This window comes from Erysipelothrix larvae (genome assembly GCF_001545095.1).
Taxonomy (GTDB): domain Bacteria; phylum Bacillota_I; class Bacilli_A; order Erysipelotrichales; family Erysipelotrichaceae; genus Erysipelothrix; species Erysipelothrix larvae.
Genome location: NZ_CP013213.1, coordinates 1460106 through 1472935, shown reverse-complemented (window position 1 = coordinate 1472935; position 12830 = coordinate 1460106). Strand labels below are relative to the sequence as shown.

General features: G+C 38.1%; 9 protein-coding genes. All 9 read left to right on the top strand.

Features of this window, described 5'->3' with window-relative positions; genetic code table 11:
* The first annotated feature begins 4 nt into the window (after positions 1–4).
* A complete protein-coding gene (hsdR, locus tag AOC36_RS06860) occupies positions 5–2380 on the top strand; it encodes an EcoAI/FtnUII family type I restriction enzme subunit R (RefSeq protein ID WP_067632738.1) in 2376 nt (791 codons plus the stop codon).
* Between the two features lie 40 nt (positions 2381–2420).
* Complete coding sequence (locus tag AOC36_RS06855; protein WP_232505354.1) at positions 2421–3872, top strand: class I SAM-dependent DNA methyltransferase; 1452 nt, start codon at positions 2421–2423, stop codon at positions 3870–3872.
* Entirely contained in the window at positions 3873–5300 is a 1428-nt protein-coding gene (locus tag AOC36_RS06850) for a restriction endonuclease subunit S (RefSeq protein ID WP_067632734.1), read from the top strand.
* 25 nt (positions 5301–5325) lie between these two features.
* The gene (locus AOC36_RS11965; protein ID WP_078055180.1) at positions 5326–5478 is read left to right on the top strand and encodes a YdbC family protein; all 153 of its coding nucleotides are present in this window, start codon (positions 5326–5328) and stop codon (positions 5476–5478) included.
* Positions 5479–5689: 211 nt separating this feature from the next.
* Entirely contained in the window at positions 5690–7147 is a 1458-nt protein-coding gene (locus AOC36_RS06845; RefSeq protein ID WP_067632732.1) for a HamA C-terminal domain-containing protein, read from the top strand.
* A gap of 4 nt (positions 7148–7151) precedes the next feature.
* The gene (locus AOC36_RS06840; RefSeq protein ID WP_067632730.1) at positions 7152–9767 is read left to right on the top strand and encodes a DEAD/DEAH box helicase; all 2616 of its coding nucleotides are present in this window, start codon (positions 7152–7154) and stop codon (positions 9765–9767) included.
* A 462-nt stretch (positions 9768–10229) separates the two neighbouring features.
* Entirely contained in the window at positions 10230–11594 is a 1365-nt protein-coding gene (gene ltrA, locus AOC36_RS06835; RefSeq protein ID WP_198401162.1) for a group II intron reverse transcriptase/maturase, read from the top strand.
* Positions 11595–11802: 208 nt separating this feature from the next.
* Positions 11803–11952, top strand: coding sequence for a hypothetical protein (locus tag AOC36_RS12205; RefSeq protein ID WP_157777157.1), 150 nt, complete (start codon positions 11803–11805; stop codon positions 11950–11952).
* Positions 11953–12254: 302 nt separating this feature from the next.
* Positions 12255–12803 (top strand): RNA polymerase sigma factor, encoded by a 549-nt coding sequence (locus AOC36_RS06830; RefSeq protein WP_067632728.1) that lies wholly within the window; start codon positions 12255–12257, stop codon positions 12801–12803.
* Positions 12804–12830: the final 27 nt, after the last annotated feature.

Genomic DNA, 12830 nt, shown 5'->3' with positions numbered 1-12830 from the left:
GTTCATGGGGAAAAGCCATTTGTCTGAAGAAGATATCAAATTAAGATATATCACACCTGCTATACAGAATGCGGGATGGGATAACAAGCAAATACGGATGGAGTACGCTTTTACAGCAGGGCGTATTATTTTGCGTGGAAATATTACGGCAAGAGGCAGAAAGAAAAGTGCTGACTACCTCCTGTCCTATAAAAACAACTTCCCTCTAGCCATTGTGGAAGCAAAGGACAATACACAGCCTGTAGGTGCTGGACTTCAACAAGCCACTGATTATGCCAAGGCACTGGATGTTCCTTATGTCTATGCTTCAAATGGAGATGGCTTTGTGGAGCAGAACCTCATCACAGGTGAAGTGAAGGAACTGAAATTAGAAGAGTTCCCATCACCAGAAGCGCTGTACCAAAGATACAGAATTGATAAGGGGATTGATGAGGCTGAAGAAAAAGTTATGCTGGAGCCTTATTACTACATACCTAATTATAAAACCCCTCGGTATTATCAACGGGTGGCTATTAATAGAGCGGTAGATGCTGTTGCTAAAGGACAAAATCGTGTCCTTGTAGTTAGTGCCACAGGTACCGGTAAAACTTACATGACCTTCCAGATGATCTATCGTTTATGGAAATCTGGATTAAAGAAGAAGATTCTTTTCTTGGCAGATCGGAATGTGCTGATTGACCAGACCATGACCGGAGACTTTAAACCCTTTAGTGGAAAGATGACCAAGGTGCAGAATAGAAATCTGGATAGTTCCTATGAGATTTATCTGGCACTTTATCAGCAGCTAGTTGGTGATGATGGTGAAGAAGCCTATCGCCAGTTTCAGCCAAATTTCTTTGACCTTATTGTCATTGATGAGTGCCACCGGGGTAGTGCTAAAGAAGAATCAGCATGGCGAAAAGTGTTGGACTACTTTACTGAAGCCACACATATTGGCTGTACAGCTACTCCAATTGAAACAAAGGAAGCCTCTAGCTTCACTTATTTTGGAGAGCCGATATATGAATACTCCTTAAAGCAGGGTATCGATGATGGGTTCCTAGCACCTTATAAAGTGATCCGTATCGGTCTGGATAAAGACCTTGAAGGCTATCGCCCAGAAGCGGGCAAAGTGGATAAGCATGGCTATGAGATAGAAGATCGAGAGTACAACGTCAAAGACTTTGATAGAAATATTGTCATTGACGATAGAACTCGGGTGGTAGCATCTAAAATATCTGAGTTTCTGAAAAAGACTGATCGGTTCAGTAAGACCATTGTTTTTTGTGTGGATATTGAACACGCAGAGAGGATGCGTCAATCACTGATCAATGAAAATAAGGATCTTTATGCCGAAAATGACCGTTATATCATGAGGATTACCGGTGACAATGATATCGGTAAAGCGCAGCTGGAAAATTTCATTGATGAAGAAAGCCCTTATCCGGTGATAGCAGTGACCAGCAAACTCATGACCACAGGTGTGGATGCCAAGATGTGTAAACTCATTGTACTGGAGAACAACATCAACAGCATGACTGAGTTCAAACAGATTATTGGTCGAGGAACACGCCTTCTTGAAGATTACGGCAAGACCTACTTTACCATTATGGACTTTAGAAATGCCAGTAGACTTTTTGCCGATCCTGCCTTTGATGGTAAGCCAGAAGTGGTCATTGACCTTGGGGGTGATGACCCAGTGGATGAGCCTGAAACACCTACAGAGGAAGGTGAAGAAGGTACTGGAGAAGATACAGGTACTGATGGTGTTAAAGAAGATGATGGCGAATATGTAACCGATGATACTCCACCCTTTGATGATGAAGGCGAAGACAAACCAAGAAAATATTATGTCGGCGATGTTCTGGTAAAAGTTCTATCAGAAAGAGTCCAGTATGTAGATAAGGATGGCAAGCTCATTACTGAAAGTCTTATTGACTACACAAAGAAAAACATCCTTGAGCAGTATTCAAGATTGGATGACTTCCTGAGCACCTGGACAGAAGCTGAAAGGAAGCAAGCCATCATTGATGAACTCCAGGATGACGGTGTGCTTCTTGAAGCGGTAAGACAAGAATTGGGAAAAACGGAGCTGGATGACTTTGATCTCATCTGCCACATAGCCTATGATAAGGCACCCCTGACCAAGAAGGAACGGGCAGAGAACGTGAAGAAAAGGCATTACCTTTACAAGTATTCAGATGTAGCCAAAGAGGTTATTGAAGCCCTACTTGACAAGTATGCCAATGATGGCATCAAGGAGATTGAAGATACGAAAGTACTTCAACTGAAAGAGTTCCAGAAAATTGGCAGCCCGATGAAGATTGTCAAAGCCTTTGGTGGTAAGGAAGCTTATTTGAAAGCAGTACAGGAGCTAGAAAACGAAATATATTACGCATAAATAGAGATGGCAGGTAGATAAAATGGCGATTAGTAACTTTGTGAAAAGAATCCAGGATGTCATGCGAAATGACTCGGGCGTTAATGGTGATGCCCAAAGAATTGAGCAGATCGTGTGGATTCTGTTCTTAAAAATATATGATGCAAAAGAAGAAACATGGGAGCTGTTAAATGATAATTACAAGTCTATCCTTCCAGAAGGACTTAAATGGCGTGATTGGGCGGTGGATAGAAAAGATGGAGAAGCACTCACAGGGGATGCCCTCCTGGACTTTGTCAACAATACATTATTTCCAACTTTAAAGAATCTTGAAATTGATGAAAACACACCAATGAGCCAGGTCATTGTTCGCTATGCCTTTGAAGATGCTAACAACTATCAGAAAGATGGTGTGCTTCTAAGGCAAGTGGTCAATATCATTGATGAGATTGACTTTACCGAATACAAGGAGCGCCATGAGTTTGGTGCCATTTATGAGTCTTTCCTAAAAGACCTTCAAAGTGCTGGTAATGCCGGTGAGTTCTACACACCAAGGGCAGTGACAGACTTTATGGTTAAAGTAGTAAAGCCTGTCCTAGGCGATAGAATCGGAGACTTCGCCTGTGGTACCGGTGGCTTCTTGACCTCTGCCCTCAATGAATTAGATAAACAGGTAGGTAACTCATTGGAGAATAGAGAAATCTACAATAAATCCGTTTATGGTATTGAGAAGAAGGCACTTCCTCATATGCTTTGTGTGACCAATATGTTGATTCATGATATCGATGATCCAAATATCCTCCATGGTAATGCACTGGAGATGGACTATAAAGATATGCGGAAGATGGAACCTTTCGATGTGATCTTAATGAATCCTCCTTATGGTGGAAGTGAGAAAGACAGCGTGAAGTCTAACTTCCCAACAGAACTTAGAAGTTCTGAAACAGCAGATTTATTTATGAATGTGATTATGTACAGGCTTAAGAAAAATGGTAGATGTGCTGTAATCATTCCAGACGGGTTCCTTTTTGGTACAGATAACGGAAAGTTTAATATCAAGAAAAAGCTGTTCAGTGAATTTAATCTTCACACAGTTGTAAGAATGCCACACAGCGTTTTTGCGCCTTATACATCTATAAGAACTAATATCCTGTTCTTTGATAATACAGAACCAACCAAGGAAACCTGGTTCTATCGTGTGGATATGCCAGAAGGCTACAAGAATTTCTCCAAAACCAGACCGATGAAGCTGGAACATTTTAACGATGCCCTTAGCTGGTGGGAGAACAGAGAAGAGATCGAAGTGGATGGTTTTCCAAAAGCCAAGAGATACACAATTGATGAAATTGTAGAAAGAAGCTATAATATTGATCTTTGTGGATTCCCTCATGAAGAAGAAGTGATTCTTGAACCTATGGATTTGATTCAAAAATACCAGGAGAAGCGGGCATCTCTTAATGCAGAAATCGATCATGTATTAGAACAGATTACTTCTATGTTTGGAGGTAATTAAATGAATGCACAGGACTTAAAGAACAGTATCCTTCAACTTGCCATACAGGGGAAACTTGTAGAACAGCGGGAAGAAGAAGGTACTGCAGGAGAATTAATTGAGAAGATTCAAGCTGAGAGGAAACAGCTTTTTAAAGAAGGTAAAATTAAAAAGCAGAAAAAACTGCCAGAAATCAAGGAAGATGAGATTCCATTTGATATTCCAGAGAGTTGGGAATGGGTTAGACTAATTGACTTATCACTATTTATAAAAGCTGGCGGGGATAAACCAAAAGATTTTTTGAAAAGCAAAACAGAAACGCATACAGTTCCAGTAATAGCCAATGGTATACAAAATGATGGCATAATAGGATATACGAAAGAAGCTACAATAGAAGAATCGTGTATTACGGTTTCTGGAAGAGGAACAATTGGATTTTCGTGTCTGAGGACTGAACCATTTACACCTGTTGTAAGGTTACTCGTAATAAACATTTCTGATCAATTAGATAATAAGTATGTTCAAAATGTTCTAACAGCATTACTTGAAAAAGGCGTGGGAACAAGTATAAAGCAGTTGACAGTTCCAATGATTGAGCCGAAGCTAATCCCCCTCCCCCCACTAGAAGAACAAAAGCGCATCGTAGCAAAGATCGAAGAGCTAATGCCTTATGTAGAACAATACGATAAAGCCTATACTGAGGTGGAGGAACTGAATAAAAAGTTCCCAGAAGATATGCAAAAATCTATTTTACAATATGCCATCCAAGGCAAGCTGGTAGAGCAGCGAGAAGAAGATGGAACAGCAGAAGACCTTTATAAGCAAATTCAAGAAGAAAAGAAAAAGCTGATTAAGGAAGGGAAGATTAAAAAGACTAAGGTTCTTCCGGAGATCACAGAAGATGAGATTCCATTTGATATTCCGGAGAATTGGAAGTGGGTTAGGTTAGGAGAACTCCTATATAAATTAACTGATGGGACTCATAGTACCCCTAAATACACTGCTACAGGTGTTCCATTTATATCTGTCAAAGACATTAGTAGTGGGAAGATGGATTTTTCTAATACAAAATTTATCTCACAAGAAGAACACGAGTCTCTTTACAAAAGATGTGATCCGGAACGGGATGATATACTTCTAACTAAAGTTGGAACTACTGGAATTCCTGTCATAGTGGATACTGATAAAGAGTTTAGCCTATTCGTTAGCGTTGCACTTCTAAAATTTAATACTGAGTTGATATACAATAAGTATTTCATGTACGTAATTAAAGCACCTGTTGTACAAATTCAAGCCAGAGAAAATACTAGAGGTGTTGGTAATAAGAATTGGGTTATGAGAGATATAGCAAATACTATTCTACCTCTCCCCCCACTTGGAGAACAAAAACGTATTGTGGAGAAGATAGAAGAAATGTTACCACAAACAAAACAGCTTGTGAAGGAGTAAGAATAATTACCTCTAAGACCAATTTATTGAGCTGAATTTAATCAGCTGGAATGACAGGGAACCTAAATATGACATCAGAGATTGGGCACCTGAACAGGAGAAAATGGGCAAAGGTGTAACCTTAAGCGTAGAAGAACTTAAAAAGCTTAAGGAGATACTGAATGAAATGGAACTTTAGAGTTGGAGGAATGGGGAAATAAACTCTTTTAGGGATGTCGTAAAAGCTCTATTTTATAATGAAATATACAAGGAGCTATCATTTTATATAGAAGAGAACCCTTCCAAGCTAGACTGTAGATACTCTGAGTCTAATGATTAAGCATAGTCATGGTGATGGAGTCGATCGATTATATAAAAATTGCTGTAATAGAATAATAGGAGGCATCGCAATGAAACGATTATGTTTTGGTACACTTATGCACATATTGTATCAAGCTCGTAACCAAAAAGTTACGAATGATTTGTTGTGCGATGCCATCTTTTCTTCTTATTCTCAAACAACAAATTCTTTTGATAGTTCCTTGCCTGGACATCTCAAAAGTGGCCGGAATAATGTACCACCAGATGTGATTGCCGCTGCTAGAGATACATCATTTGAAGATGCAGAGAGAGTATTTGAAAATAAAGTAGTAAAATTAATAAAAGATAGTAAGCGTGAATCGGTAGTTCGTGCTATTAAAGAAATTTTGCGTGAGGATTCAAATATTCAAGATCAAACTGTGATTGGATATATTAAGGGCTATGAAAAAAATAACATCATAAATAATTCTACATTTAGCTTATCTGCTCTTTTGGCATCCGTATTTTACTTTGCGATAATTGAAGTTAAAAACCAAGAATGTAAAAAAGCAATAAAAGAAATTGATAAAAGTTATGTAGAGTCTTTTGACCTATCTGATGAGCAGATTTATTTTGAAAGTGCAAAAGCTGAATCTCAAATCCCTTTACATAAGACTTTACATGACCCGACTTTTGAGAGGGTATTTGAAAAAGTGTCCTCTATAAATATATTTGGTTTATCTAATCCATCCAATGTACATATATACGGTGTTGACGCTAATAATTGCAAGTTTAAGTTTAGGGCGCTAAAGGAATATCTTGTGGATAACATAGGAAACTATGTATTTTCTAGAGCGAAAACAAACAGACTTATTACTTCAAAGAAAAGTTATGCTATAGGTTCACAAGCTTTAGTTAAATTTATGCAAGCTTATGGAGCCTCTGCAGAAACGGTCCTAGGAGAAATGCTCCTTTATGTATTTATGGAACAAGAGCTAAATGCACCTAAAATAATGAGCAAAATCGAAATAAATGATCTGGGTAGAAGCATCGAAAGTAAAAGTGATGGGGTTCACCTACTTGCTATAAATGATAATGGCCAGCTATTCCATCAGCTTGTCTTTGGAGCATCAGATGTTCATGGAGATTTAGCCATAGCGATCGACCGTGCATTCGATAAGATTATTGAGATTGAAAGTAACAGTGACACTGAATTAAAGATGGTGGAGAACACCACGCATGGAAGTATCTATGATTCTGATACAACAAATTATATGGTTAATCTTCTGATACCTAATAAAGCTAGTGTAGCAAAACCAGATATGGCCTTTGGTGTTTTCCTTGGTTATACACTTTCGTTAGGCTACACAGAAACTAATAATAACAAGTATCGTATTGCAGTCAAAGAACAGATGAAGAGAGATATTTCTGCTCTAAAGCCGTATATTGAACAGAAAATTTTTGATAACGGTATGAGTGGGTATAATTTTTATTTTTACGTTGTGCCCTTTAATGATGCTCCATTAGAGAAGAGCAGTATCATATCGGAAATGCTTGATGGGAGGTAGGAGGATGCAAACACCAAGAAATCAGACTCTTGCCGAAGCACTGTATAGAGATATTGACAAGAATGATTATTTGAAAGAAATATACGAATCATTGCTTTATGATTATTCAATCAATCTGTTTAAGTTAAGAAAACAGCAAAAAGAAATAAATATAAAAGATGCATTAAGATTTGCAGATTTGTTAGCAAAATCCACCCTTCCAGATAAACGTGATGAACATCGCTTGTGGGGTCAGGAACTCGTGATTTTGTTAAGTATTGTTTATCCAGAGGATTTAGCAGTAAAGTATTACCTCGGTTCTGTTCTTTCGACAGTTGGTAATTATCGTGGCTTGAAATCCACTTATATTGAGGGATTTCAAACTTCTAATGTGTTTGATGGTTTGTATTTTGAGTATGATAAATCTAGGTTACAAATACCAGGTGAAGAGGGCAGTTATTTTTTTCATGATCAGAAAGATGTGTATGATGGATTAAATTACAAGTACTTTAGCTATTCTGGACCTACTTCTATGGGAAAATCATTTGTCGTACAAACATATATTAAACAACAAATAGAAAATGGTTCAACCAAGAATTTCGCTATTCTTGTACCCACTAAAGCTTTGATAAACGAAGTCAGAAGTGAAATAATTGGAAGTCTTCAAGAAAAGCTAAAAGAGACAAATTATCGTGTTGTCAGTGCATCTGGAGATATTGTATTACAACAAGAACACAGCTTCATTTTTGTTATGACTCCTGAACGTCTACTGCATATGATGATAGGCAAGCCACAGATAAAAATAGATTTCCTATTTATAGATGAGGCTCACAAAATATCTGATAGAGGAGGGCGGAGTACATATTACTATAAAGTGATTGCACAGCTATCTAAGATGAAGGAAATGCCAACAGTAATTTTTGCGTCTCCAAATATTCCAAACCCTGAGGTATACCTCAGTTTGATACCAAAAATCAATATAGATGAAGTGAAAAAACTAGCATCAAAATATACACCGGTATGCCAGTTTAAATATTTTCTAGATTTGTGCGAAGGTCAAGCTTATTTTTATAATGATTATTCAAAATCATTATCATCTATAGGAAAAATACCACAAGAAGATGAGCTGAGTGATATTGTTAATCGAGTTGGATCCACACAACAAAACATTATCTATTGTAATTCGAGACAAAAAGTTGTCGATTATGCTGTACAATATGCAAGCAAACTTCCTATTAAAGATGATGAGAAACTTATCTCATTAGCTAATGATATCCGTAATGAAGTCCATAATGATTGTTATCTTGCTGATTTAATACAACGAGGCGTAGCATATCATGTCGGATACCTCCCTACCAACATCCGATTAAGAATAGAGAAGAGTTTTGTTGATGGTATTCTAAGAACAATATTCTGTACTAGCACACTTGTTGAAGGAGTAAATCTACCAGCAGACAATTTATTTATTACAAGCTATAGAAACGGAAATTCTAATATGGATGAGGTGGAATTTAGAAACTTAGTAGGACGTGTTGGGCGCATAAAATATAATTTATATGGAAATGTGTTCTTGATTCGCATGGAGGACAGACTTAAAACTCAGAATTATATTGATTTACTTCAAAACGATGTTCCAAAACAAGAGATTTCCATTAACTTAATAGATAACAAAAAATATTTAAGCTTGGTAGTTGATGATTTAGCTCGTGGTGATATGGAATTGACTAAGGTTCGTGAAGCAGCTACAGAAAAGGACTTTGATGCTCTACGTAAATTTGCAATGATTTTTACCAAAGATATTGCAGAGGATAATATTACACCTATACGAGAAGCTTTTTCATCGCTATTAGATGAAGAAAGTGAATATAAAATAAAAGAAAACTTTCCTGTCGAAAAGACAAGTGACGATATCAATTTTTCATACGACCAAATTATCAATTTAAGAGAGCTTGTTGAAAGTGGACAAGAATATCCAAAATTAACAGGAGAAAATGATGAGGTTGATTTTGAAGAATTAGTCGATTTCCTCATGAAACTTCGAAAGGTTTTCAAATGGGATATTTATGAAAAACGTACGATAGGAAAATCAGGTACCTATAGAGAGGACTCTGTTGTCAGGTGGTATGCAGTTATCCTATTAAGATGGATTAGGGGCAATGGCCTTAGTCAGATTATATACCATGCACTTAAATATAAAGAGAAAAATCCAAATTCAGGTGTATGGGTTGGCAATATGAAAATGGCTGATGTTTATAATAAGAACTCCAAATCCCACAAAAACTATATTATTTCTGAAACACTTGGTGTAATTGAAAATGTCCTTTTATTTAGTATCTCAAATTATTTTAGGAAATTTTCCCTGGAATATAAGGATGTACATCAAGTAGATCATTTCCAAAATGATTGGTATGAATATGTGGAATACGGTACAACAAATCCTTTGACTATTTTTCTTCAACAAAGTGGTTTTTCACGAGAATCTTCAAAATATATAGAAGAACCAACTAATCAGAATAAATATTTAATAGAAGTTGATGGTGAAATACAAATTCACCGTTCGATACTGACATGTGGTAATGTCGGTGTAGAAACTGAAGCACACGATATACAATTTAATATGCCTGAATTATTTATAGATTAGTTCTAAGCATCAATTATGCCTCCTGCAGAAATGCAGGGGGCTATTTTTGTTTGCCCAGCATGGGCAAACTCTTAAGGGTTAAAGTCCCTAACGTGTCCCAGTAACGGAAAACGTATAGCTAAAGACAAGGGTGTCCATCGCGAGGTGGAATCTGAAGGAAGTCTAAGGCAAATCTCTGGTCCGACGAACAGAAATCACATAAAAGGCGACACTTGAGGGTAAGGCTGCAAAAGAAGTTGAAGCCCAATAGTTACTGACATAATCAAGTGGTGTAAATGTGGCGGATAGATAGAGAGGAAGAGTTTGTACCTTAACTGGGGAGGTCTCACGTCTCTGCACCAAACTCTTATAGTGATATAGGACTGGAACGTGAGAAGTCAGCCGAAGCCATAGTAATGAAGACGTCTATCGAAAGGTAGAAGGAGTGAAGGGCTGAACAGTTTTATTGTTAAGAATTCTCAATTGGAAGCAGGCAAAGGACTACTGGCATTGAGCGTAAAAGTAGATACCGACTTCACGAAACAGAAAGGACTAACAGACATGTATACAAAGAACTTGATGAAGGAGGTATTAAGTCACGAAAATATTGAACTGGCAATTGGACAAGTGCGGAGAAATAAAGGAAAACCTGGCGTCGATGGTATGACTGTCGATGAGGTGAAAGCTTATTTTGTACGAAATGGCCTAGAGGTGAGAAAACAAATACTTCAACGACAATACAACCCCCAACCAGTTCTGAGAGTGGAAATACCAAAACCTAATGGCGGTGTACGTTTATTGGGAATACCCACGGTCGTCGACCGTGTAATCCAACAAGCAATATCTCAAGTCATCACGCCTATATTCGACGCTGAGTTTAGCCAATACAGCTATGGTTTTCGCCCTCGTAAACGAGCTGAAATGGCCATTCAGCAGGCGTTAGAATATATGAATGAAGGCTATCAATGGGTAGTGGATATTGATTTGGAGCGATTCTTTGATACCGTTCATCATGACCGCCTTATGAATCTTGTGGCTCGAACAATAGAAGATGGCGACGTCATATCGCTTATCAGAAAATATTTGGTGAGTGGGATTCGTACAGATGAAGGTGATATTGAATCAACGATGGGTACACCTCAAGGTGGGAACTTATCCCCGTTACTCAGTAACATTATGCTCAATGAGCTAGATAAAGAACTCGAGTCACGTCGATTACGTTTTGTAAGATATGCCGATGATTGTATCATACTTGTCAAAAGTGAGATGTCTGCAAGACGAGTCATGCGTAATATTGTGCGATTTATTGAGGATAAGCTAGGGCTAATTGTAAATGCCGAGAAGTCTAAGATTGTAAGACCAAATAATCCCGAGTTTAAGTTTCTAGGCTTCGGATTCTTCTGGGGAAGGAAGGAAAGAAAGTATCTTCCAAAGCCACATGAGATTGCCATCAATAATTTTCGTAAGAAAATCAAGTATCTCACTAAACGTAGTTGGGGAGTGAACACAAAGTACCGTGTTCAGAAAATCAATGAGAATATTCGTGGATGGGTCAATTACTTTAGGATAGCCAGAATGAAAATGGTACTAGATAAAATTGATAGTAATCTACGAGTACGTTTGCGGATGTGCATTTGGAAACTATGGAAAACACCTAAAAACCGACGAAAGCAGTTACGCAAGCTCGGAATGTCGACAAATGAAGCATACAAAAACAGCTATTCTAGCAAATCATATGCCAGAATAGCCTACTCTTGGGTTTTAACCACTACCATAACAAATGAGCGATTAGCAAGATTTGGCTTACTATCCGCAAGTTCATATTATCAGACAAAACATGTCATGTAAAACTGAACCGCCGTATACGGAACCGTACGTACGGTGGTGTGAGAGGTCGGTGAGGGAATTAATCTCTCATCTCCTACTCGATTTGTTCTTTTTTAATTCCCATACTCTTTCCATATTCCATCCCTACTGTATCCATATTTTAAGAATTAATAATCAGTGATAATAGAAGTATCAAAGGATTATCTTTGAAATTCATTAGATGTAGGAGGTGAACATAATACGAAAAAATTCAAAGCAAACATCAAAAAGAGTGGCATCAAAAGCAAGCAAAATTCTTAATGATGGTCGCTACAGCAAGAAAGCAAAGTCGGTTGCTGGCAGTGCTTTAAGTCAAACAAGACCAAGCAAGAAAAAGTAATTTTCAAAACAAATGATATGTAGAGACAGATTTGAATAATCAGCCTACCTATCCTCCCTAAGGGAGAAATCTATCCAGAGCAGTTATCGCTCAACAAAATCAATCTCAAAGTCCTAGTGCGCATACGGACGGCGGGATGCATAAGAGTTCAGAACACAGTGACAAAGACTGTGTTTGGAATGAAGATGCACCCACCGTTATTTCGTGTGCCCTTTTTTAGGACAAGCGGAGTCTGTGGTCATCTTCACTACAGGCTCTTTTTGTATTTCGCCGCCCAATGACTAGGCGGAAAGGAATACTTTATGAAGATTCGAGTTTTATATGAAGACAACATCAAAAATGGTCACAAGAACTACACCACAATTGAAATTCCAGATGGAGATTACAGCGTCATGCTGGATATCGACTATGAGCAACGTCTTGCAGAGGCAAAGCCTGAAAAGAAATCCGAGGTGAAACGCTGCGAGACTCTACAGGAAATGTTCGACCTCATGAACAACAAGGAATACAACCATTGGCGCCGCTATCATAGGCATCTTGGCAAGCCAAAGACTCCTTATCGTAAAGATGATCAGGCTGAAGATGAAACTGATGTCATGGATACTTTCGCTGATAACTCTCAGGAGATAGAACGGAGTCTCCAAGATGAGTACGAATCTGTCTGCCAATGGATACGCACCGCTCTTGGTAAAAAGCAGGACTGGGCAGATATGTTCATTGCAGTACGCATTGACGGTATGTCGATTCGAGAATATGCCAGTTCCATCGGTGTAAGTGAAAACAATATTACTCAGAAATTAAAGCGAGCCACAAAGAAATTACAAGAAGAATATGAAAACCGTCAGATTTGACCTTCTCCCAAGGCTACTAGGTAGGAG

Bases quoted from the DNA above. Each gene is read 5' to 3' on its own strand.
- hsdR (WP_067632738.1), top strand. From the start codon at position 5: ATGGGGAAAAGCCATTTGTCTGAAGAAGATATCAAATTAAGATATATC.
- AOC36_RS06850 (WP_067632734.1), top strand. From the start codon at position 3,873: ATGAATGCACAGGACTTAAAGAACAGTATCCTTCAACTTGCCATACAG.
- AOC36_RS06845 (WP_067632732.1), top strand. From the start codon at position 5,690: ATGAAACGATTATGTTTTGGTACACTTATGCACATATTGTATCAAGCT.
- AOC36_RS06840 (WP_067632730.1), top strand. From the start codon at position 7,152: ATGCAAACACCAAGAAATCAGACTCTTGCCGAAGCACTGTATAGAGAT.
- AOC36_RS06830 (WP_067632728.1), top strand. From the start codon at position 12,255: ATGAAGATTCGAGTTTTATATGAAGACAACATCAAAAATGGTCACAAG.